Origin of the sequence: Phocaeicola paurosaccharolyticus JCM 15092 (assembly GCF_000613805.1) — a bacterium.
GTDB classification, from domain to species: domain Bacteria; phylum Bacteroidota; class Bacteroidia; order Bacteroidales; family Bacteroidaceae; genus Phocaeicola; species Phocaeicola paurosaccharolyticus.
On record NZ_BAJR01000002.1, the window covers coordinates 18183 to 41147 of the forward strand.

General features: G+C 38.0%; 18 protein-coding genes and 2 pseudogenes. 8 read left to right on the top strand and 12 right to left on the bottom strand.

Going from position 1 to position 22965, the window contains the following annotated elements; all coding sequences use genetic code 11:
- Nucleotides 1–242 precede the first annotated feature (242 nt).
- The 6 genes and pseudogenes from JCM15092_RS01430 to JCM15092_RS01455 all read right to left on the bottom strand — a co-directional run bounded on the left by JCM15092_RS01430 (nt 243) and on the right by JCM15092_RS01455 (nt 6621).
- Complete coding sequence (locus JCM15092_RS01430; RefSeq protein ID WP_024993100.1) at nt 243–1001, bottom strand: glycosyltransferase family 2 protein; 759 nt, start codon at nt 999–1001, stop codon at nt 243–245.
- The gene (locus JCM15092_RS01435) at nt 994–2256 is read right to left on the bottom strand and encodes a glycosyltransferase family 4 protein (RefSeq protein ID WP_024993101.1); all 1263 of its coding nucleotides are present in this window, start codon (nt 2254–2256) and stop codon (nt 994–996) included. The genes JCM15092_RS01430 and JCM15092_RS01435 overlap by 8 nt, the downstream gene beginning before the upstream one ends.
- Nucleotides 2257–2364: 108 nt before the next feature.
- Nucleotides 2365–3432: a glycosyltransferase family protein gene (locus JCM15092_RS01440; protein ID WP_024993102.1), complete on the bottom strand. Its 1068-nt coding sequence runs from the start codon at nt 3430–3432 to the stop codon at nt 2365–2367.
- Nucleotides 3432–4447, bottom strand: a pseudogene (locus JCM15092_RS14575) (hemolysin activation protein). Before JCM15092_RS14575 ends, JCM15092_RS01440 begins: the two are co-directional and overlap by 1 nt.
- 2 nt (nt 4448–4449) lie before the next feature.
- A pseudogene (locus JCM15092_RS14580) lies at nt 4450–5257 on the bottom strand (LicD family protein).
- Nucleotides 5254–6621, bottom strand: a complete 1368-nt coding sequence (locus JCM15092_RS01455; protein ID WP_024993103.1) for a bifunctional cytidylyltransferase/SDR family oxidoreductase — start codon at nt 6619–6621, stop codon at nt 5254–5256. The pseudogene JCM15092_RS14580 and the gene JCM15092_RS01455 overlap by 4 nt, the downstream one beginning before the upstream one ends.
- A 92-nt stretch (nt 6622–6713) precedes the next feature.
- Here JCM15092_RS01455 and JCM15092_RS01460 point away from each other — a divergent pair, with 92 nt between their 5' ends.
- Entirely contained in the window at nt 6714–7544 is an 831-nt protein-coding gene (locus tag JCM15092_RS01460) for an O-fucosyltransferase family protein (RefSeq protein ID WP_024993104.1), read from the top strand.
- Here JCM15092_RS01460 and JCM15092_RS01465 read toward each other — a convergent pair.
- The 3 genes from JCM15092_RS01465 to metG form a co-directional block, all read right to left on the bottom strand.
- Entirely contained in the window at nt 7539–8549 is a 1011-nt protein-coding gene (locus JCM15092_RS01465; protein WP_024993105.1) for an acyltransferase family protein, read from the bottom strand. The two genes, JCM15092_RS01460 and JCM15092_RS01465, sit on opposite strands and share 6 nt — an antisense overlap.
- Nucleotides 8546–9985 carry an O-glycosylation flippase gene (wzx, locus tag JCM15092_RS01470; protein ID WP_024993106.1) on the bottom strand — a complete coding sequence of 480 codons (1440 nt, stop codon included), beginning with the start codon at nt 9983–9985 and terminating at the stop codon, nt 8546–8548. Before wzx ends, JCM15092_RS01465 begins: the two co-directional genes overlap by 4 nt.
- A gap of 166 nt (nt 9986–10151) precedes the next feature.
- Nucleotides 10152–12194, bottom strand: coding sequence for a methionine--tRNA ligase (gene metG / locus JCM15092_RS01475; protein WP_024993107.1), 2043 nt, complete (start codon nt 12192–12194; stop codon nt 10152–10154).
- Nucleotides 12195–12319: 125 nt separating this feature from the next.
- On the opposite strand from metG, the gene JCM15092_RS01480 reads away from it, so the two are divergent.
- The 7 genes from JCM15092_RS01480 to JCM15092_RS14585 all read left to right on the top strand — a co-directional run bounded on the left by JCM15092_RS01480 (nt 12320) and on the right by JCM15092_RS14585 (nt 19648).
- Nucleotides 12320–13933 (top strand): B12-binding domain-containing radical SAM protein, encoded by a 1614-nt coding sequence (locus tag JCM15092_RS01480; protein ID WP_024993108.1) that lies wholly within the window; start codon nt 12320–12322, stop codon nt 13931–13933.
- 15 nt (nt 13934–13948) lie between these two features.
- Entirely contained in the window at nt 13949–14641 is a 693-nt protein-coding gene (locus tag JCM15092_RS01485; protein ID WP_204367497.1) for a polysaccharide deacetylase family protein, read from the top strand.
- Nucleotides 14642–15142: 501 nt separating this feature from the next.
- On the top strand, nt 15143–15400 hold the full coding sequence (locus tag JCM15092_RS01490) for a hypothetical protein (RefSeq protein WP_024993110.1): 258 nt from the start codon (nt 15143–15145) through the stop codon (nt 15398–15400).
- Nucleotides 15397–15552, top strand: coding sequence for a hypothetical protein (locus tag JCM15092_RS17170; RefSeq protein ID WP_159101353.1), 156 nt, complete (start codon nt 15397–15399; stop codon nt 15550–15552). Before JCM15092_RS01490 ends, JCM15092_RS17170 begins: the two co-directional genes overlap by 4 nt.
- Nucleotides 15553–15830: 278 nt before the next feature.
- Nucleotides 15831–17156, top strand: coding sequence for a helix-turn-helix domain-containing protein (locus JCM15092_RS01500; protein WP_204367498.1), 1326 nt, complete (start codon nt 15831–15833; stop codon nt 17154–17156).
- 69 nt (nt 17157–17225) lie between these two features.
- Nucleotides 17226–17861, top strand: coding sequence for an alpha-glucosidase domain-containing protein (locus JCM15092_RS17370; protein WP_235782244.1), 636 nt, complete (start codon nt 17226–17228; stop codon nt 17859–17861).
- Nucleotides 17862–17869: 8 nt separating this feature from the next.
- The gene (locus JCM15092_RS14585; protein ID WP_235782245.1) at nt 17870–19648 is read left to right on the top strand and encodes a glycoside hydrolase family 31 protein; all 1779 of its coding nucleotides are present in this window, start codon (nt 17870–17872) and stop codon (nt 19646–19648) included.
- 155 nt (nt 19649–19803) lie between these two features.
- On the opposite strand, the gene JCM15092_RS01510 is transcribed toward JCM15092_RS14585, so the two are convergent.
- From JCM15092_RS01510 to JCM15092_RS01520, 3 genes are all read right to left on the bottom strand, one after another.
- Entirely contained in the window at nt 19804–21348 is a 1545-nt protein-coding gene (locus JCM15092_RS01510) for a YifB family Mg chelatase-like AAA ATPase (protein ID WP_024993112.1), read from the bottom strand.
- A gap of 7 nt (nt 21349–21355) precedes the next feature.
- Nucleotides 21356–21739 carry a fluoride efflux transporter CrcB gene (gene crcB / locus JCM15092_RS01515; RefSeq protein WP_024993113.1) on the bottom strand — a complete coding sequence of 128 codons (384 nt, stop codon included), beginning with the start codon at nt 21737–21739 and terminating at the stop codon, nt 21356–21358.
- A 183-nt stretch (nt 21740–21922) separates the two neighbouring features.
- On the bottom strand, nt 21923–22927 hold the full coding sequence (locus JCM15092_RS01520) for a thioredoxin-like domain-containing protein (protein ID WP_159101355.1): 1005 nt from the start codon (nt 22925–22927) through the stop codon (nt 21923–21925).
- Nucleotides 22928–22965: the final 38 nt, after the last annotated feature.

Genomic DNA, 22965 nt, shown 5'->3' on the forward strand with positions numbered 1-22965 from the left:
AAGGGCAATATCTTAAATTGAAAATATCGGATTGTATGCTATGTGAGATACAAAATTATGAAAGAAGTATAGAGTCTTTTTTTACAAAACTCTTTATTGAAGCTAGATTTTGAGTATGTATAAAATTTATTGCCTCTGTTTTAGACAATAATAATCAATGTATGATTGTTCATTTCACTAGGGGATTGAATATTATACTGGTAAAAGATTTTGAGAATTATATATATATATTGTTATATATGCTATTTCTTTATTATTGCCCTCACGAAAAACCAAATATGATATAGCGAAGTAGATAGAATTCCATAGTGTTTGCACATAATTCTGAATCTCTCTTTAAGAGAAGCTCTATGGTTCTGAGTTGTCATACCTTCGTTAAGGTAATCTATTATAGTAACATTAGTGTTGTGAAGAGTTTCAGACTTTTTCATAACGCGTATGCACCAGTCGAAGTCAGCTGAGAACCTGTACTTCAGATTATAAGGTTCTGTAATAGCTATCTCTCTTTTCGCAAAGAAAGCCTGATGACAAACTAACATACCATTTTTGAAACTCTTCCAATTCAACTTCTCTGGTGTGGAGAGCCTTCTCATGTGTAAAAAATGCCTTTCACTATTTACAATAGCTGTCTCACCATATAGTACATCAGGCAAATAATTCTTATTTACACTTTTGACCATCAGAGCTAATGTCTCATCTTCGTGAAGACAATCTCCAGCATTCAGGAAGCATACGTAATCGCCAGTGGCAAGTTTAAACCCTTTATTCATAGCATCATACAGACCATTATCAGGTTCACTGATAACCTTAGAGATAAGATTTTTATACTTATCAATTATGTTTAGTGTATTGTCTTTAGATCCGCCGTCAATAATTATATACTCTACATTTTTATAAGTCTGATTTATAATACTCTGTATAGTATCTTCAATAACCTTCCCTGCATTATAGGTTACTGTGATTATTGAGAATCGTGGGTGTATGTGAGTTCCGTTATGCATGTTTTCCTGTTACATTATTGTAAACTTCAATATATTTTCTAGCTATAGTGTTCATTGAGTATGAAGATACAGCCTTTCTATATGCGATTTCACTAAGATTTTTGTAGTTCTCTTTTTTAAGAGTCCACTCTATTCCGTTTGCAAAATCTTCTGAAGATTTATATTGAGCCACATATCCGTTATGAAGATGGTCAATCATTTCAGGTATTCCTCCTGTATTGAATCCTACACATGGTATTCCACAAGCCATTGCTTCAACAATAGTATTAGGAAGATTGTCCTGGAGCGATGGAGTGACATATAGATCTACAGCATTGTAAACATCTACAAGTTTCTTCTCACTATTTATATATTCAAGAGAGTAGATAGGGAAAGGAAAAAGAGATGAGTAGCTGTCAGCTTCCTTGCCAAACACTACAATACCAAGTTCATTACATAATTCAGGATTTTTCTCTTTCAATATTTTGCATGCTTCTACAAGGTAGTCCATACCTTTGCGCTTATCTGTTATCTTCAATGAACCAAAGAGAAGAAGCTTTTTATCAAGAGGGAGTCTGAATTTATCTCTTGCCTCTTTTTTATCCCTTGGTTTGAAGAGATTGGTATTTATTGCATTACAGATGGATGTAATTTTCTGTCCTTTAAGAAGTGTACTCTCTTTAGCTTTGTTTTCAAGCCACTTACTACAAGCTACGAAATAGATTCTAGCATTATTGAGAAGTTTCTCTTTTTTATTGTAAGTACGATATGAGAGATCCTTTGCACTGCCTTTAAAGAGTAATGGGCAACTATTACAATGAGTTTTATAAAGATCACAATCTCCTGAATAGTGGCATATTCCTGTAAAAGGCCACATATCATGCATTGTCCATACAATTGGTTTTCCTGCTTCAGCTATTTTCTTTATGTCATTAAGCGATAACATTCCTTGATTTATCCAGTGAAGATGAACAACATCTGCTTGGATGAACTCAGGAAGTGATGTTATATCTGTACCGGTATTGGCAATATCTACGGCAAACAGATCATTTTTCTTGAAACTGTTTGCCCCCCATATTACTACTCTTTCCCAAATGAACTGCCATACTTTCCACCATGATTTCTTCAACTCAACTACACTCAAACTATCGGTTTGTCTGTCGCGTACCAGCATCATTGCTTTTATTCCATTATCTTTAAGGGCTTCCATAAGTCTGTTAGCTGCAATGGCTGCACCACCAATTCGTTCGGATGTGTTGATAATAAGTACTCTCATAATGATATAAGTTTATACAAAGTTAAATCTTTTCAGGCAAAGGTAATTTATATCTTTAACCCTTTATTTATTATAAACTGGTTTCTTTTCTGAAAAATATTGCCTCGTCTAGCTCTTTTTTGCTATCTCCAGAAGAGACTCAGCTATTTCATGAGCGAAAATTTTAAGGTTGAATCTCTCTTCTGCAAGTTTCCTAGCTCTTTTCCCCATCTCTCTTGCCTCTTCAGGGTGAGATTTTATATAGTTTATAGCTTTTTTCCAACCGCTTACATCACCATACTCCACGGTAATACCTATTCCTTCTTTGTCAATATCTATCTGGAAATTGGGATTTCTGGAACAAATAAACGGCATTCCAAGTGCAAAAGCTTCAACAAGAGTAGTAAGTCCTACTGTATATGGGAATTCAAGGCAGCATATAACAATACATTCCTTTGATGCTACTTTTCTAGCTAGTTCAAGAGGGATAACTCCATCAGTATATGTTACAGATATATTTCCCCCAGGATTAGACGATGAAATTCTCTCTTCATAGTTTATGCTGCCACACTCTTTAGATATATAGATATCAAGATTATTATCTGACTGATTAAAAGCATTAACCAATGTGACAACATCTCTGTTTTCCTTACCAGTTGAGATAAATCCATCTCTATGGCTCTCAGGAATTGATGCTGCTATATGATCGTAGAACTCTATGTCTGGTCCCCAATGTACAAGCTTTAGTTTGGAAGGGTTGACTTTCTCAGATTTCATGGAATCCTCTATCAACTTATCGCTGAATAGAAACATCCGGTCTATACCTTTATAGAAGAGGCGGGATATTGCCTCTTTTATCTTATTTGAGTTTTTTGTTATTGCAGTGTGATGCCAAATAACTATAGGTTTTCTGAAAAGACCGATTGCTCGTAGAAATATAATTAATTCAATACCACGAAAAGATGTTCCATACAGCACATTGAACTTTCTATAGTTGCGCAGAATCTCTTTTGTGGCATACATCATCAGTTGCAATCTCTTTGGGAAGAACTTATAGTTGTGCATTACACATTCTATTCCATCTTTCTCAAATAGAGGCATCCCATAAAGAAGATGACCAGGGAATTTATACTCTTTCCACTCCTGATAACTCTGCTCGGTAACTCTAGTATGATAAAAATATATTCTTGTTGGCATTATTTATGCTGATTCATTTTTAACCATTTCTTTATCCTGTTCATAATAGCACTCTTGATGGTACCAAAGTTACCATACCTCAAATTCAGGAAGAGCTCTTCAAAGGATCGTCCTATTTTAATCCACGGATGTCCCCAGCACATAATTCTATATACGGAATTCTTGTACTCAACATTCTCTATCACATAGCGTGGATGTTTTATTGGGAACTCCATTTCATATCTTTTCATTGTAAAGATACGCCTGTAACCTTTTGGGAGAGTATTCAGTGAGCCACCGAAATGTGTTGAGTCAGCTGTAGCACCTAGATTATTTATCATGTTGCGAGCAGGTATTATCGCTAGACCGGAGTTGAAAAGCATTGATGCATGGAAGATTGTCTCATAGAATGCCTTACCACTATTCTTATGATCCCTGCACATCTTTATAAAATCTTTTCTGTACCTTCTCTCCTTTATCAGCTTCTCAAGCTGCATCATATTTACCTTATCTTCAAGGAATGTGTAGTATTCATCCCATTGGTCAACTACTCTCTTCCAACTTGCCATCCCCATATAGAAAATGTTGAGGCAAAGAAGTAATCATAAGGAATATCTTTTGTGACCTCTTCGTTATTGAATCCGGCGATCATTGTTATTCGATTGTCATTCTCGTATCTGTCGAGCATCTCTTTACAGAATGTGAAGAAAGAGATTGATGGCACATCATCATCTTCAAGAACAATACATTTATCGACGTTCGAGAAGGCCCATTTCTGTGAGATGAATTCAGATGGATCGCATCCGAAGTTCTTCTCCTGATATAGAGTATGTACATCGCATTCCCAGTCTATGTCTTCTATAATCTTTCTGCAATCCTCTATTCCGGGTATATCCTTTTCACCTCTTGGTCCGTCCTGATATAGGAATAGTTTTGAGGGCCTGGCTATTTTTACCTGCTCAAACACCTGAGATAGTTGTTTGGGACGGTTAAAAAATAGTATGAGTACTGCTACATCGACTAGTGCCGGTTTCATAATCATTTAATTAGTTCTGGGTTAATATATATAGCATGGATTTTCTGTTTTTCTTTTGGAGGAATATCCATGTAGTTGCGATAAAGATCTTTCAGGTAAGCATCAGGGTTATGAGGTGCTTTGAACATTTTTCCCTCAAATCCAATCTCAGATATAGGATATACAGATCCTTACGGTGCATTATGCCATATCCATTATTTATTAGTATGTTAGAAAGGTATGTATCCTTTTTATATATCATGCATAGCACTCCCCATATTGCTTTTAAAGCCCAATATTTCGCACCGAAGTAGAAAAACTCTGCAAATGAACGCATCGAGTAATAGTGTTGTGAATTGAGTATAGAGTAGCTTTTTGATATTTCCTTTGTTATCTTCTTTACCCATGTTTTAGGAACACTTGGGTAGTCAATGAATGGGAATATATCAACAAATAGACCTTTCTGGTAGTCTGCGCTGAAATTATCACCCATCTCAATATACATAGAGTTCAAGTCACGTATCTTGATAATTGGCTCTTTGCTTGACGGATCACTCTGAGGAGTCTGTAGGAAAAGTCCTTCAGGCAGTTCAGACTGAGCTATCTCCATGAATTTTTTCAGATCCTCAAGTGGCATGCCTAAGTCGATATCATCATCCATGGGATAAAACCTCCGTGGCGAACAGCACCAAGGATAGAACCTCCATCGAGCCAATAAGTCAGATTATGCTTCTCGCATATTCTGTCTATCTCTTCAAGTATTGAGAGTTGCTTAAGCTGGCAGGCTCTAAGATTTTTTGCTACATATTGTGATAAGTGCTCGTTTTTCATTCATTATCTCTTTTTACGTCTATAACTTGTCCTGTAAATTCTGAGGTAAGTGACTGTACAGTTATTGTAGCCACCTTATCGGCAGAGAGAAGTGAGTCGTCAGGCTCAATACCAAAGTTCTTCACACGCATAGGTGTCTTTGTTCTCTCTGGGTTAATGCAGTTCACTGCAATACTAAATGGTTCCCACTCCTGTGCTATAGCTTGAACGAAGTTTACTATAGCAGCTTTTGTTGATGAATAGATGCTATAGAACGCACGCCCACGAGTATATGAACTTGATGTGAAGAATATAAGTTTACCTTTACTCTCCTTCAGATATTGGAATGAACTCATTGCTACATTCACCGTACCGAGGTAATTTGTGTTTATTGCATTCTGGATAGTCTGATAGTCAGAGCTCATAAGTGGCTCTTTGTTGAGCAGACCTGCGGTAGTTATAACATAGTCTATTCTGTGACTCTTGTCGAATACACTTTTTAGTGCTCTCTCAACATCATCTTTGTTGCCTACATCTACTTTGTTCATGCTTCTGGAGAAGCAGTATACTTCTACCTTTTTCTCTTTAAGCAATTCTGCAATGTTCTCACCAATGCCATAGCTGCCACCGAAGATAACTGCCACTTTCCCATTTAGCATTTCTTCGTCGATAGGTATGTCATTAAGTTCACTCTTGCGTAGTTGGAAGAACTTGTCAAGCAGGTATGTATCCTCTTTGTATGTAAGCTTCATATTGCTCTCTTCACCGTTAACTACAAAAACAGGTACTTCAGGAAGGTATTTTACAACCACACCACAGTCGTCAGTTACCTTGAAGTTCTCATCTTTTAGCGCTATATCGTAAGCTTTGGCAATAGTATCAATATGGAAAGCTTGTGGAGTCTGTCCACGTTTTAGCTTAGAGCGGTCGGGTATATTATTTATAAAGTCTCCTTTAACTTCAATAATTGTATCAGTAGCCGGCATAGCCACATCTATTGCATCGTAGTTCTTCAGAGCATCTATAACATCATTCAATATTCTCTGACTTACTAACGGGCGTACAGCATCATGGAAAATAAGATTCACATCGCTACCTTCGTAAGCTTTTATTGCAGATAGACTGGAGTCGTATCTCTCTTTTCCTCCTTTTAGGATTTTCTTAACCTTCTTCCATCCGTTTTTAATGATTATTGATTCAAAATCGGAAATGAAGAAAGGGTTTGAGACAATGGCAATCTCGTCTATATGTGGGTTACTCTCGAATGTATCGATAGTATGTTCCACTACCATCTTGCCTGCTACTTTGAAGAATTGTTTAGGTGTAGATAGTCCCAAACGGCTGCCTACTCCTCCTGCCAGAATAATTGCTATATTTTTTCTCATCTCTTATATATTCATGAGTATATGCAAAAGTAGTAATAAATTAGTATTTTTTCTCTGCGTTGCTTATTTTTGCCATAAAATATAGAAATACGATGAGTAGAATAACATTTATTCCGGTAGGAGGATTGGCAAACAGGATGAGGGCGATAGCTTCTGCTTTTGATTTGGCAATAAAAACAGAGAGCTCGCTTAATGTAGTCTGGATAAAAGATTGGGCGCTTAACTCTCCTTTTCATGAACTTTTTCAGCCGATTAACGAGGATGTTATCACTCTGAGAGACGCTTCTGTTATTAACAAACTAATGTTAGACAGACCTAGAAGGAAAAATCTCTATTTGCCACACATATACCAGAAACTTTACTTTCAATCGTCACTATATGAACGTTCTATAACTCCTTTGTGCAGAGAAGAATTTGATTTTGTGAATTGGGCAAAAGGTGATAAAGAGCTATATTTTGCATCGTATACAAACTTCATGAATTATGATTTTTCTTTCATCAGCAGACTCTTTGTGCCTGTAGAAGATGTTGAAAAGATGATTGAGAGCTACACATCAAGATTCTCAGAGGAGACTATCGGACTTCATATACGTAGGACAGACAACCTTGATTCAATCAAACAGAGTCCTATAGAACTGTTCTTTAATAAGATAGACAGTGAGATAGAGAATAATGATAAGGTTAATTTCTTCCTTGCTACTGACTCCGAAGAGGTAAAAGTGCAGATGAATGAACGCTATGGTGATAGGGTGTTATTCTCTGAGCAGGTAGCAGATAGAGACTCTATTGAGGGTATCAAGGGTGGTGTAGCTGAGATGTTCATTCTCTCGCGTACAAAGAAGATATATGGTTCTTTCCTGAGTTCCTACTCTGATATGGCATCTCAGATATCTGGAATACCTCTTGAGATTCTTAAGCTATAATAAGTTCTTTCCAAACTTATTCTCTGCTATAGCACATGCTCTATTTACTAGCTTATCAAAAAGAAGTCTTCTGAGAGATTCAATTGCCAAAGTAATAATGATGATAATTGCAGTTCCAGCTAACAGATAGATTATGAAGATATCTTGTTCGGAATTGCTGCGGAAATATGGTGAGAATATTCTTAGGCAGATATCCTGAAGCATATATATTGGGAAGACGAATCCTGCCATATAGTTTATTATAGAGGACTCGAACTTGTAATTCAGAAATTTATAGAATATTGTTACTGCTGCTATAATGATGAAAAAAGAGTTGTCGCGGGCTAACGGCAACATCGCTCCTCCCTTTGCCCAAGATAACAGGTAATTTATAAGAAAGATTATAGCTAGGGATGTTGTGAGGATGAAGGTGCTTCGTTTAACTATAATCTCTGGGAAGCCATAAACCTTAATATACTGACCTATAAGATAAGCAAGTAGGAAATTAATAACTCCTTTTCCACCATCCTGCATAATCTCAAACTTCAATATAGTTGGTGAGATGACAAACAATATAAACATCAATATAAGTAACTTGGTATAATCTCTTCTTGACAATGAAGTAATGATTCGGTTTAGGAAAGGTGCGAAACAGAAGAGGACCATATAACATGTCATAAACCAATATTTTCTGGATAGAATAGGAAAGATAGCTTTTTCAATTCCCTGCAGGGTTATGCCATCGCCTAAATAGAATACGCCAATAAAATAGGATAGGATTGAGTAAAACCAAATTACAGCCATCATCTTTAGAAACTTGCTTATAGTAGGATGAATGCCGAAATATCCGGAAATAAGAATGAACATTGTAACGCCTGTGTTACCTATAGTGTTTATTATAAAGAGCAGGTTATAATTTATCATGTTATCTGTATGATAAGCATTTCCCATTATATGCATCATTATAATCATTAATATGGATATAATCCTTAATGACTCAATACTTGATAGGCGTTTAATACTCATTTTCTTTTAAATATATAGTTGATGCTCTCTCTGAATGTTACCGAGCGGCTTATCCACATAATGAATATATATAGAATTGCAGCGATAATAATCTTACTTGCAATAAGCAGATACATGTTACTAATAGACTCTGTTACAAAATATGTAACCACCATTGTAAATATAGCTGCTGCAGCGAAGAATGATATATCCTTTAAGGCCATAAAAAATGAAATCCTTATCTCTTTCCACACGAAATAGTGCCATATTAACAGCCACAACATATTTATGGTTACATAGATGGACAACATTACGTTGATACCATAGCTATGCAAGCAGGTCATCATGATAATCTGTAATAATCCAAGCGCTATTGTATTCCACATATATATATTCGATTTCCCTTTACTTATGATCAAGTTTGAGTATAGATTTGTAATAGGAATGAATGATGCACCTATGCATAGAATCTGAAGTATTGTAACACTTGGCAACCATTTTGCTTTTATGGTGATGACTATCAGTTCCGGAGCAATGAGTGAAAGCCCTAACATAGCAGGGAAGGCTACAAAAGCAGTGAAGCGGAGCATCTTGCGGAAAACGCGCAGCTGTCTCTCACTGTCATCACTCACACTCAATAACACAGGTTGCGCCACACTGTTTACCATACCCGATACAAGTGAGTGACCCATGTAGTTCCACTTGTTCGCCTGAGTGAAATATCCTACAGTCTTTTCAGTAAAGAACTTACCAAGTATAACGGTAAGTATGTTATTGTTAATATGGTTGAATATGTTAGTTACCAAAAGCTTACTGCTGAATGAAATCATTCCTTTCAGAGGTGAAAAATCGAATGATAGGGTAGGTCTCCATTTAGAAAAATACCAATAGCATATGTCTATTGTTGCAACATACACTATGCTTTGTGTTGCTATTCCCCAATAGGCAAATCCATTGTATGCCATAAAGACACCTATACATCCGGAGATGATAAGTGCTATTATCAGCGAGATAGATTTCTGCTTAACCATAAGGTTGCGGAATAGATAAGCATTCTGCGCTATACCAAGGCTGGCAATAAAGAAACCGAGGAATGAATATCTTGCCAATGCGGTAAGCTCAGGCTTTTCATAGAAATCTGCTATTAATGGTGCACAAAAGAACAGAATTATATAAAGAAATGCACTTAGGAAGGTGCTGAACCAGAAGACAGCGTTGTAGTCCTTATGTGTTATTGCTCGTTTGTTGGCAAGGGCAGCAGTGAAGCCGCTCTCTTGTAAAGATCCGGCAATAAGTGAGAATATGGAGAGCATGCCTACCATACCATAATCCTCTGAATTAAGAATTCGTGCGAGGAATATTCCAAAGAAGAGATTTAGCAGTTGTTGTACTCCGTTGCTGAGTCCACCCCACAACAGACCTTTTGCTGTTTTGTCTTTTAAATTTTCCTCTGCCATATATTAGTTCATTCTATGATATGTAAACAGTGACAAATTTAATCTTATATGGATGATAAATAAAATAAAACGATTGTTTATTTATTGTGAAGCATCTTTGTGATAAAAAATATGGTGACGCTTCTTACGGAGCATCACCATCTTTATGTATTAAATTGATATTTGCTTATTTTACTTCGCTACCAGGCTTAACCTCATTAAGTAAAGAGGTTACAGCTAGTGCACCGTCGTAGTTCTCGGCACTTAGTATCATTCCTTCGCTTACTAGTCCATTCTTAAACTGACGTGGAGCAAGGTTTGCAATGAAGAGTATCTGTTTTCCAACAAGCTCTTCAGGCTTATAGTGCTGGGCAATGCCACTTACAATAGTACGGTTTTCAAGTCCGTCGGCTATATTGAACTTAAGAAGCTTTTTCATCTTAGGAACAACTTCACACTCAAGGATAGTACCTACACGAATATCAAGTTTTTCAAAATCTTCGAATGATACAACAGGCTTGATAGGATTAGCCTTATAGTTGGCTGCTTCATTTGCCTTCTTTGTTGCAAGAAGTTTATCTACCTGCGCTTGAATGACATCATCCTCAATCTTTTCGAAGAGAAGTTCAGCATTGTTAAGCTGATGTCCCTCTTTCAGAAGATCGGTACGTCCCAACTGTTCCCATTCAAAAGATTCCATGTTAAGCATCTTACGAAGTTTATCGCTGCTGAAAGGAAGGAATGGTTCGAAAGCAATGGCTAGGTTGGCTACAAGTTGAAGTGCAATGTTCAATATGGTAGAAACTCTATCCATATCTGTCTTTGCAATCTTCCAAGGCTCTGTGTCTGCTAGGTATTTGTTACCGATTCGTGCAAGGTTCATAGCCTCTTTCTGTGCATCACGGAACTTGAATACATCGAGCAACTTCTCAACTTCAGCTTTTACATCTGCAAACTCTTTAAGAGTCTCTTTATCATAGTCTGTAAGTTCACCGCAAGCAGGAACTTTTCCATCAAAGTATTTCTGTGTGAGAACCAATGCACGGTTTACGAAGTTTCCATAAACAGCTACAAGCTCGTTGTTGTTACGTGCCTGAAAATCTTTCCATGTAAAATCATTGTCCTTAGTCTCAGGAGCATTTGCTGTTAGTACATATCTCAATACATCCTGTTTCCCAGGAAAATCCTGCAGATATTCATGTAACCATACAGCCCAGTTACGTGATGTAGAGATCTTGTCTCCCTCAAGGTTAAGGAACTCATTACTTGGTACATTGTCAGGAAGTATATAGCTACCCTCTGCCTTAAGCATTGCAGGGAATACTATGCAGTGGAATACTATATTATCTTTTCCGATAAAGTGAACAAGGCGAGTCTCTGGATCTTTCCACCAAGTCTCCCAAGTATCAGGAAGAAGTTCTTTCGTGTTTGATATATAGCCGATAGGAGCATCGAACCATACATAAAGTACTTTACCCTCTGCACCTTCTACTGGAACAGGGATACCCCATTCTAGGTCACGACTTACGGCACGAGGTTGAAGTCCCATATCGAGCCAGCTCTTACACTGTCCATAAACATTAGGACGCCACTCTTTGTGATTTTCTAATATCCATTTACGTAACCACTCCTCATGCTTGTCTAGAGGAAGGAACCAATGTTTTGTGCTACGCATTACAGGTTTACTTCCTGAGATAGCACTTTTTGGATTGATAAGATCTGTAGGTGACAGAGAAGTTCCGCACTTCTCGCATTGGTCACCATAAGCACCCTCTGCGTGGCAGTGAGGACATTCACCTGTTATATATCTGTCGGCAAGGAACTGATGTGCCTCTTCATCATAATACTGTTCAGAAGTCTTCTCAATGAACTCTCCCTTATCATAAAGAGTTTTGAAGAAGTTAGAAGCAAGTTCGTGATGAGTCTTTGAGGTAGTACGTGAGTATATATCGAATGATATGCCGAAATCTTTGAATGATTCTTTTATAAGATTATGATAGCGGTCTACTACGTCCTGAGGAGTGATACCCTCTTTCTTTGCACGTATAGTGATGGGAACTCCATGCTCATCAGAACCCCCAATAAAGAGTACATCCTCTTTCTTTAGGCGAAGATAGCGCACATATATATCTGCTGGAATATAAACTCCTGCAAGGTGTCCTATATGTACCGGTCCGTTGGCATAAGGGAGTGCCGAAGTGACTGTAGTACGTTTAAATTTCTTTTCCATATATATTGTCTCTTATTTTTATCCTTAATTAATGCAAAGGTAGCTATTTTTAGAAAGTATATAAAAAAATGAGACGATTTCTTATCGTTGATACTTATCTTTGCGAGTAAAAATACAGCGTCTTTATGAAAATTCTTTGGCTCGATATAAACTCTTCGTATTCACACGCTTCGCTAGCATTGCCTGCACTCCATGCTCAGATTATTGGTACCCCTCTTGATAAGGGTAACTCATGGAATGTGGTACGTGGCTCGACAAAGAGTGATATGGACGAGATTATTGGACAAGTTGAACAAGAGGAGCCGGAAATCTTATTTGCAACACTATGGCTTTTCACCCATGAATTTGTCATTAATATTCTCTCCAGAATAAAAGCGCTGAGGCCCGGAGTGATGATAGTCCTTGGTGGTCCGGAGTTCTTGGGTGAGAATGAAGAGTTCCTAAGACGAAATATCGGAATCGATGCAGTTTTTCGTGGAGAAGGTGAGGAATTTTTAGGCCAATGGTTACCTATATGCCATGAAAAAGGGAAATGGAGTGATGTTAAAGGGTTATGTTTCATACTAGATGGCAACTATATTGATTGTGGCAAGGCTGTGGTAAGTGATTTTGCTTCTTTGAGATATCCTGAAGAGAGTCCATTCTTTGTTTACGACCGTTCATTTGTACAGCTTGAGACAACACGAGGATGTTTCAATTCATGTCAGTTCTGTGTAAGTGGAGCTGATAAACCTGTCCGTTCTCTATCTATAGAGCAGATACGTAGCCGTCTAAACTATTTCGAGAAGAAAAACATAAAGAGCATACGAATGCTCGATAGAACTTTTAATGGAAGTACAAAACGTTGCAAGGAGATGCTTGATCTTATGACTGAGTATAATGGTCGACTTACCTTCCATCTTGAGATTCATCCATCACTACTTAAAGGAGAGCTGCGCGACGAACTCAACAAGATGCCAAAAGGTCTTCTGCATCTCGAGGCAGGGATACAATCACTGCATGATGAGGTACTTAGTGAGTGTACTCGTAATGGTGATGTGGAGAGCGCACTCGATGGACTTGAATTCCTATTTACACTATCCGATAGGATGGAGACACATACCGATCTTATAGCCGGTCTTCCTCTTTATTGCTATAGAGATATTGTTGAGGATGCACGTGTCCTTGTCACGATGAATGCCGGAGAGGTGCAGCTTGAGACTCTTAAGGTTCTGCCTGGAACAAGAATGAGGGAGAGGGCTGAGGAACTCGGTCTGAGATATTCCCCGGTACCACCATATGAGATATTGTCCACACCTCACATCTCATTCAATGAGTTGAGAAGAGCTATGATTCTGTCTCGTCTTCTCGATATTTATTTTAATCATTCTCCTCTAAGAGAATTGTTTCGTGAGATTGCTATGGATGGTTTCGAACTATTCGAAAAGATAGTTGACTTCTTTGATAAAGAGTCAGGTCAGTTATTTTTTCTATCTTTGGAAAATAAGACCAAGAAGCTTTATTCATTCATAGAGAAGTTTGATCCTAAGCACATTGCTCAGTTTCAAAGGATATGGATAGAGAATGGTATTAATATGAATACACTTCCAGGACTTAAAAGCGTTGAACCTATCCAATACAGCTCTTCTGATGAGAAACATATACGCTCATATCGTGTATCAACAGATAAAGGGTGTTGGATTGTAAGATATGACAGATCTGTAAGCCAATCTGTTCCTATTGAAATACTTGAAAACTAGTAAAATAATATCGTTATGAAAAACATTTTTATTATGACTGTTATGTCAATTTTGCTTGGAAACTTTGAGGTGAGTGCACAAAAGAGTGTAGCTCTGACATTTGATGATGGCCCAAATACCACTACCACGCCAAAAGTATTGGACAAACTTGAAAAGTATAATGTTGTAGGTTCTTTCTTCGTTATAGGTGATAATATAAATGAAGAGTCTGCAAAGGTTATGAAGAGAGCTTCGGATATGGGTTGTGACATTGAGAACCACTCTAAGAGTCATCAGCATATGAGTAAACTCACAGAGGAGCAACTAAAGAATGAGATAAGCTATACAACTGAGAAGATTGAGAGCGCTATCAGTAAGAAGGTGAAATTCTTCCGTCCTCCTTATATCGATACCAATGAACTTATGTTTAAGGCTATAGACCTGACATTTATCTGTGGCCAAGGTGCTGAAGATTGGGTAAAAGAGGTTACCAGTGCTCAAAGAGCAAAAAAGATTCTTGATACAATAAAAGATGGAGATGTCATCTTACTTCATGATTTCGATAATAATGATGCCACTGTTGACGCTCTAGATGAGATTATCTCTACTCTTAAAGAGAGAGGATATAAGTTTGTTACAGTAACCGAACTCTTTAAGGAGAAGGGAATTACTCCTCAAAAAGGTGTAATGTATACTAATCGCAGTGACGATAAAAAAATGTACAATTAGGTCCATATCCCATTATAATGGGACTGGTATTCATTAAATGTATATAGGCGAGAGGGTTTATCTATACAATAAATAAAATCTGTTCTTGATTTGTTTTGTATACAAGATGAAAGAAAGGTGCCCGGATAAGTTCTTTAAAGAATTATCCGGACATATTATAATATAGTGCCTTAATCAAATAAATAATAGCGCCCCATTTACTATTCCTGTGGATTTAACAGATTAAGCATATAGTTTAGTAGCCCTGAAAGATTAAAATCTGTCGTGATCGGATGGTTAACCAATCATGATCGGTTAATCAATGAATCATGATCGGTTGTGCAATGAATCATGATCGGTTGAACAGTTTATCATGACTCATTTATGATTTTTGCTCAATAGACTTTTCCCTAAAATAAATAGGGAAAATCCTATCAGATTATAGGAAAAATCATTATCTGTTTTTCATGCAAATTAATTCCTTTGCTATTGAAACAAAGATAAACATAAATAATAAAAGTCATGAAAAAGATTATTCTAACAACAGTCGCAATTGTACTATCATTGTCTTTTAGTACATTATCTGCACAATCTCGTCGTCATCATAACGACAGACGTTCACACAGAATCGAGCAAGGTTCCGTAGAGTATCTTAATTCAATACCTTCAGTAAGTGTTGGTGTAGATTTTGGTGGAGTGCATCTTTGGTATAACTCTGGAGTTTATTATAGAGAGCATGATAGATCACGCTATGAAGTGGTACGTCCACCGAGAGGATGATGGTTCATAAGATATATAAGGCAAGGTCTTTCCGTGATCGTGGAGAGAAATTCTATGTATCTAATGGTGTTGTTTACCGTAAAGTAAAGACCCCACGTGGAAAAATGTATGAGGTAGTATCTTATAGAGACCCTTATTCTTTCAGAAGATAAACCAGTACAAGCGTTATTTTTATAACGGCTTGTTTTTTTATGTTATCAATTTGTTTTTATTATTAACTTTGTATGGCTTCTATCTCTGGATGTTTATAACATTAAGATAAGTGAAGTTCTTATAATGTTTAGCCTTTAAAATAATAACCCAGCTGCTGATTTAGGTATCCAATAAAATTATGTTTTTGCCAAAATGTGTATAAAACGACTGATTACTTTCATTGTTTGTTTGCTATTCGTTTGCTTGGCTTTTGCTCACAATCATAAGTTCCATGCTCTTGGCAAGGCCGAAGCTTAGTGATATGTTTGTGTTGCACATCACGCAGATGAAAGATGGTGGCATAGCCGTGACATCGTGGAACAATGTGGATATCATAAATGGCAAAACGGTCAAGTCGTATAGTAAAGATAGCTCTACGGTAATGACGCTTAATGGTTACAAAGGAGCATATCATGCATATGTGGACAAGAATGGTAGACTATGGGTGAAAAACTACAAGTCTGTTTGGTGCTATGATAAGGATATGAAGCCACAATACGGATGCATCCCGGACAGTTGTGACGATTTGTTTGTTGATGAACAAGGCGAAGTATTCTTTGTAAAGCAGCAGGATAACGCTATTCTTGACTTGGTAACGATGAAAGGGCTTAAATATGAGTTCCGCAATAATGGCGTTATGACATGTATGGATGGAGTGCATAAAATATATGACATAGCTTTGCCACTTGACTCAATAGCCAAGACCTCACTTGTTGTTTGCGACACAATACATGAACGTTTATACCAGTTGATAGATAGTCGTTTGTGCATAGAATATGATGTAAAATCAAGAAACTGGACTGAGATATTTCGGTCCGATCACCTACATACCATTTCGCTTGTTGACAATAAGACTGCTTATATCGTTAGTAATAACGGACTGTGGATGATTGATCTTAAGTCCAGGAAGGTCGAAATGGTGGGACAGGTTCAAATGGATGATGGTTCATACATTTCGTCGAGCAGAATCAATTCTGTATTTGCAGATAGGGATGGAAATATATGGTTTGGCACATATGATCACGGAGTTTTGAAGAGTTGTGATGATGAAAGCTATGCTGCATATTGGATGGGTGTGGCTGCAGTATTACTCGTTTCAGGAGGTATAGGATGGAGTCTACGAAAAAGATATAAAAAGAAAATTTCTGAGCAGAAAAGTAATGGTGGTGAGCAAGATGAATCAATTGTTGACAACGAGATTACAAGCAACTCGTATGTTGATAACGAATTTGTAGATAGGGTTCGCCTTACAATAGAGCAAAATATTGCGACACCTAATTATACAGTAGAACGATTGGCGCAGGATCTGTGCATGGAGCGCACCGGCCTATACAAGAAACTTGTGGCAATGACAGGGATGACTCCTACGACGTTCGTACGAATGATAAAGGTAGAGCGTGCCGAGAGTCTTATACGCAGCGGAAAGTATACTATTACTCAGGTCGCAGAATTAACAGGATTCAGTTCGTCTAGTTATATGGCTAAGTGTTTTCAAGAAGAGAAAGGAATAAAACCATCGGAAATAAAGGATTTCAACGATACTACTCTGTTGAATCAACAATAGTGGTGTACTCTTTTTGGTAAACTACCATACCTTTATGACAGTTTATTCATAACCTTAAAAAGTACATAGATGAAAAAAAGAATCTTTGCAGCCCTACTGTCGATGGGCATCTTTTCTCCATTCACATGGGCTCAACAAGTAACATTCTTCACACCAAGTACAGTACGTATTGTGAAGGATGCACCCAACTATCAGAAACGTACTGGAGACGATCTCTCGCTCGTAGTAACAGCTAAGCCATCGAAAGTAGCAGTTAAAATCTTGACACAGGATAATGCAACAACTTACTCCACTTCGGCACTAACAGTAAAGGTAGAACCAAAGATAGGTCGTGTGACCTTCTTAGATAAGAAGGGAAATGTGCTTATGCAAGAGGGTAGCTATGACTTCAAACGAATTGCTGATGGCCCGGACCAGGGTCGCTTCAAGGTTAGTCAAACATTTGCTCTTGAAAAGGACGAGCCAATATATGGTGTGGGACTTCTTCAAAATGGCAAGATGTCTCAACGTGGCGAACATCGCCTTATGATTCAGACCAACCTAGAAGACTTTGCACACTTCTTCCAGTCGGTAAAGGGATACGGTATTTATTGGGATAACTATTCACCAACCCGTCTTGACGATGATAATGTGCTAAAACTTGAGAGTCAGGTAGGCACAAAAGTTGACTATTACTTTATGTATGGTGCAATGCCGATGGAGTAATTAAGGAGATGCGTCAGCTCACAGGTCATGTGCCAATGCTTCCACTATGGACTTATGGTTTCCATCAGAGTCGTGAACGCTACAAGACTTCTCAAGAACTACTTAATGTTGTTGATACATATCGCAAAATGAAGATTCCATTCGACGGTATAATTCAGGACTGGCAATACTGGGGAAGCAATTACTTATGGAATGCAATGGATTTTCTCAACGAAGATTTCAGCAATTATCGCCAGATGATTGACCATGTTCATGGCATCAATGCTCATCTCAGCATAAGTATCTGGGCTAGTTTCGGCCCTCAGACACTTCAGTTCCGTGAACTTAAAGATAAGAATCTTCTATACGACTTCATGACTTGGCCCAACAGCGGTCTCTCATCTTGGCCACCTAATATGGACTATCCTTCAGGCGTTCGTTGTTATGATCCTTATAGCAAGGATGCTCGCGAGATCTATTGGAAGCACCTCTCTCGTCTTCATAAGGCAGGTGTAGACGCTTGGTGGATGGACTCAACAGACCCGGATCATAACTTCAAAGATTCCGATCTCGACCAGGTTCGTGCCATCACCGATCCTGCTACAGGAAAGGACTTCGATGGTTCATGGCGCTCAGTTCGCAATGCCTATGCGTTGGCTTGTGTAGAAGGAGTTCATGACAATCAAATCAAGGCGGATTCTTCGCGTCGTCCATTCATACTCACACGCAGTTATTTCGCTGGTCAGCAGCGCACAGGTGCAAACACCTGGTCGGGCGATATTAGCTCTTCGTGGGATTCCTTTCGTAAGCAAGTGCCTATCTGCCTGAACTATACACTTACAGCTAATCCTAACGTCAATACTGATATCGGTGGTTTCTTTGCAAATGCATACAACAAGAGCTATCTTGACAATACAGCAACAAAGAACCCTCTTTATCAGGAACTTTATGTACGTTGGATGCAGTTCGGTGTGTTCTGTCCGATGATGCGTAGCCATGGTACTGAGGTTTACCGCGAACTGTACCATTACGGAAAACCAGGTGAAGTGATTTACGACGCTCTACTCGATGCAGTCAAGATGCGCTACCAGATAATGCCATATATATATAGCCAGAGTTGGAAGGTAAGCAAGAACGATGATTCGTTCATGAGAGCACTCGTGATGGACTTCAAGAATGATAAGGAGACTTGGAACAACAACCGCGAATTTATGTTTGGCCCGTCATTCCTAGTTGCACCAGTAGTAAAAGCTCTCTACACTCCAGAGACAGCCAATATGACTGATGAGATTTCCGGCTGGGATAAAAACAAGAAGTCTCTTTATCAAGAAGGTTTCAAGGCCGATTGGTCTGCAAAGAAGACATACGAAGTATATCTTCCAAAGGGTGCCACTTGGTACGACTATTGGACAGGTACTAAAATTGATGGTGGTCAGATAATAAAGTCTGATGTCACAATTGCTCACAGTCCACTCTATGTAAAGGCTGGCTCAATAATACCAATTTGTACTAAAGAAGTTCAGTATGCTAACATTGCTGACTGGCAGTCTCTCGACATTAAGGTATATCCTGGGGCAGATGGTTCATTCACTCTATACGAAGATGAAGGTGACGGTTACAACTATAAGCATGGTAAGTGCTCAGAGATAAAATTCTCTTGGAATGAAAAGTCGCGTACCCTTACTGTTAATAAGCGCCGCGGTTCATTTGATGGTATGCATGCTAATCGTACCTTCCGTGTAGTGCTTCCTAATGGCGATAGCAAAATTATCAACTATAATGGAAGTAAGTCAACAGTGAAACTATAAGAAAATGAGTTTGTTGCCAATGGGAATAATGAATTCATAATTTATTGATTCCCATGTAGCATTCATTTTGTTTTCGATGAAGATTATCCTGTTAGGTGATTGTTTCATTAATCAGGAAACCGAAAATATATAAAAATAGGCTGAGTGAACTATACTCAGCCTATTTTTTGCCATGTTGATCTGTCCAGGTTTCTGAAGAGAACAGCTTCCGAAATATCTTGTACTGTTATAGATTCACGTCCTGCTAAGTCAGCTATTGTACGTGATATTTTTATTATTCTTTCATATGCTCTTGCCGACAGGTCGAAACGGTTCATAGCATTTCGAAGAAGAGAACGACATTTGTCATCAATTTCAGCATAACGGTCTAAATGTTTGGCACTCATCTGTGCATTGCAGTATATACCAGGCTCATCGGCAAAGCGCTCTTCCTGTATATTACGTGCAGCAATCACACGTTCTCGAATTGCAGCACTAGACTCACTTTTTCGTGTATCAGAAATTTTCTCGAAAGGTACAGGCACAATCTCTATCTGTATATCAATCCTGTCCAGTAGAGGACCTGATATTTTTCCCATATATCTCTGAACTTGTCCTGGGTTACATATACACTCTCGCGTTGGATGGTTATAGTATCCACATGGACAGGGGTTCATTGATGCTACCATCATGAAATTTGTAGGATATTCCAATGAGTATTTAGCTCTAGATATAGAAATTCTCCTATCCTCAAGTGGCTGCCTTAATACTTCGAGTACACTCTTATTGAATTCAGGCAATTCATCAAGGAACAGAACGCCATGATTGGCAAGACTTATCTCCCCGGGTTGTGGCGTAGAACCTCCCCCTACCATTGCAATCTGAGAGATAGTATGATGTGGATTTCTGAATGGCCTGCATGTGATAAGTGAACTGTCTCTACTTAGCTTACCTGCAACAGAGTATATCTTTGTTGTTTCAAGGCTCTCTTTTAGTGACAGAGGTGGCAGAATACTAGGCAGTCTTTTTGCCATCATAGATTTGCCACTTCCAGGAGGGCCAATCATAAGAATATTGTGTCCCCCGGCAGCTGCTATCTCTAGAGCACGCTTAACACTCTCTTGCCCCTTTACCTCTGCAAAGTCATAGGGGTAGTTGGTTTGATTTTTATAGAACTCTTCTCTTGTATTTACAATGGTGGGAGTAATGTCAATCTCTCCATTGAAGAAGTTTATTACCTCTTTTATGTTTCTTACTCCTAATACATCAATTTTGTCAACTACTGCAGCTTCACGGGCATTTTGGATTGGGACTATAACTCCCTTAAAACCTTTCTGACGTGCATTTATTGCAATCGGTAGTGCCCCTTTTATCGGCTGTAGACTACCGTCAAGGCTCAGTTCACCAACAATAATATATTGTGATAGCTTGTCGCTTTTTATTTGGGAAGCAGTAGCCATTATACCTATAGCTAAAGGAAGGTCATAAGAAGTTCCCTCTTTTTTAACATCTGCAGGTGCCATATTTACAACAATCTGTGCAGACGGGAACTTATATCCATTGACTTGTAGTGCTGATATTATCCTCTCGTGGCTCTCTTTTACAGCAGAGTCTGGAAGACCAACAAGAAAGAATTTAATACCTCTGGAACTATTAACCTCAATAGTTATCGTTGTAGCGTCAATGCCTTGTAATGCAGCTGTATAGACTTTTATCAACATGGTTTCTCTATTTTATGACAGTTCTTCCTGCCCAAACTAGAAGAAATCCTAGTGAAAGTGTCAAACCAAGGTATAGAACTAGCATAAAAGTATGTCGTCCCTGAACAAGAATGTACATATCATCACTCATTGAAGAGAATGTAGTGAAACCGCCGCAGAAACCTGTAATAAGGAGAAGGCTCATGTTATGATTTATGAAATGGTATTTTTCAGCCATACCGAATAGTATTCCAATTATAAAACAACCTATTATGTTTACAAGAAATGTTCCAAGTGGGAAAGGGTGGGCCCAAGTATTTTCTAGCCAGTGTGATGATACCTTGCCTACCATATAGCGTCCGCAAGTACCGATAAACCCGCCTAAACCGGCGATAAGCATTGATTTAATCATATCTGTTAATCTTGTGAATATATAATATATGTATCGAATGACTATATTTCATTCGATCTTACTCATTTCTTAAAATGTAAATTGTTGGTTAACGTTCAACGCAATGGTATCATTGCCCCACGCTTATGAACTGATAACCCACACTGATAAATGAAAAAATATCCTAATGCTGTGCTGAATATACTATTTATCACTCTTCTTTATTGCCTGATAAATACAATCTTTCAGCTTTTTTCCATAAATATCGGTTGCTATTATATTCATTTTTCTGTCAAGTAGGATGGTGTATGGAATTTTTGATACTTTATTCTGCTTGATAAAGTTGCTTTGCCATCCTTTAAAGTCGCATAGTTGTCTCCAGTTTACTGAATCCTGAGGCAACCTGCTATTCCAATGAGGTTTGTCTATATCTAGTGATATGCCTACTATCTGAAAATCCTTATTGCTTAATGCTTTTTTCATAGCGGCCAGCGAATCCTGCATCTCTACACTCTCTCTGTCCCAACTAGCCCAGAAATAGAGTAGGGTAACCTTCTCTCTGAGAGCATTCCACTCAGGATATTTCCCATTCTTATCAGGAAGTGAGATTGACTGAATTGTTGTACTGTTGCTTATTCCTCTATCTGTAATAACGTTTTGTATCTCTGCAATTAAAGGTACATCTTTTACCTTCCCATCAAGGTTTGCAAGTATACTTTTTATTCTGTTATAATCAGGTTTTTCCCTCTGTATGAAATATTTGTTCAGAAGATATACGTTTGCAAATGAGCCTGGGTACTTTTTAGAGAATGATTCTATCCACTTCTCAATCCCTGTAGTATCATCTTTCATTTTTCTCTCCATGTCAAAGATCTCGTTCATCTTCATATTATCCTCTTCACCCTCTATAGCTATAGAAGAGAGAGAACCTGAAATATTTGCTTCCCCATCTCTGTATGCAAATACCGGAACTTCTTTGCTGTTGTTTAAAAGGAGAGAAAATAGAGTTGTTGTATCAGCTGGAATGGAGTATTCAAACCTGCCATTCTTTGCCATAATTGTATCAATGCTGTTGTAAGGACTTTGGTAATATACTAAAATTGTATCACTAATTCCCTTGATATCACCATTGAGAGTGAATTTATGATCGTTTTTGCAGCTTGTTAGCAATGTTAATGTGAGTGCTATTATAAAGGCTATCTTTTTCATTGTCATTCAATTTCGGTACTAAATTAGTTATTTTCATT

Excerpts from the sequence above, each read along its gene's own strand:
- JCM15092_RS01430 (WP_024993100.1), bottom strand. The coding sequence starts at position 1,001 with ATGCATAACGGAACTCACATACACCCACGATTCTCAATAATCACAGTA.
- JCM15092_RS01435 (WP_024993101.1), bottom strand. The coding sequence starts at position 2,256 with ATGAGAGTACTTATTATCAACACATCCGAACGAATTGGTGGTGCAGCC.
- JCM15092_RS01440 (WP_024993102.1), bottom strand. The coding sequence starts at position 3,432 with ATGCCAACAAGAATATATTTTTATCATACTAGAGTTACCGAGCAGAGT.
- JCM15092_RS01455 (WP_024993103.1), bottom strand. The coding sequence starts at position 6,621 with ATGAGAAAAAATATAGCAATTATTCTGGCAGGAGGAGTAGGCAGCCGT.
- JCM15092_RS01460 (WP_024993104.1), top strand. The coding sequence starts at position 6,714 with ATGAGTAGAATAACATTTATTCCGGTAGGAGGATTGGCAAACAGGATG.
- JCM15092_RS01465 (WP_024993105.1), bottom strand. The coding sequence starts at position 8,549 with ATGAGTATTAAACGCCTATCAAGTATTGAGTCATTAAGGATTATATCC.
- wzx (WP_024993106.1), bottom strand. The coding sequence starts at position 9,985 with ATGGCAGAGGAAAATTTAAAAGACAAAACAGCAAAAGGTCTGTTGTGG.
- metG (WP_024993107.1), bottom strand. The coding sequence starts at position 12,194 with ATGGAAAAGAAATTTAAACGTACTACAGTCACTTCGGCACTCCCTTAT.
- JCM15092_RS01480 (WP_024993108.1), top strand. The coding sequence starts at position 12,320 with ATGAAAATTCTTTGGCTCGATATAAACTCTTCGTATTCACACGCTTCG.
- JCM15092_RS01485 (WP_204367497.1), top strand. The coding sequence starts at position 13,949 with ATGAAAAACATTTTTATTATGACTGTTATGTCAATTTTGCTTGGAAAC.
- JCM15092_RS01490 (WP_024993110.1), top strand. The coding sequence starts at position 15,143 with ATGAAAAAGATTATTCTAACAACAGTCGCAATTGTACTATCATTGTCT.
- JCM15092_RS17170 (WP_159101353.1), top strand. The coding sequence starts at position 15,397 with ATGATGGTTCATAAGATATATAAGGCAAGGTCTTTCCGTGATCGTGGA.
- JCM15092_RS17370 (WP_235782244.1), top strand. The coding sequence starts at position 17,226 with ATGAAAAAAAGAATCTTTGCAGCCCTACTGTCGATGGGCATCTTTTCT.
- JCM15092_RS14585 (WP_235782245.1), top strand. The coding sequence starts at position 17,870 with ATGCGTCAGCTCACAGGTCATGTGCCAATGCTTCCACTATGGACTTAT.
- JCM15092_RS01510 (WP_024993112.1), bottom strand. The coding sequence starts at position 21,348 with ATGTTGATAAAAGTCTATACAGCTGCATTACAAGGCATTGACGCTACA.
- crcB (WP_024993113.1), bottom strand. The coding sequence starts at position 21,739 with ATGATTAAATCAATGCTTATCGCCGGTTTAGGCGGGTTTATCGGTACT.
- JCM15092_RS01520 (WP_159101355.1), bottom strand. The coding sequence starts at position 22,927 with ATGAAAAAGATAGCCTTTATAATAGCACTCACATTAACATTGCTAACA.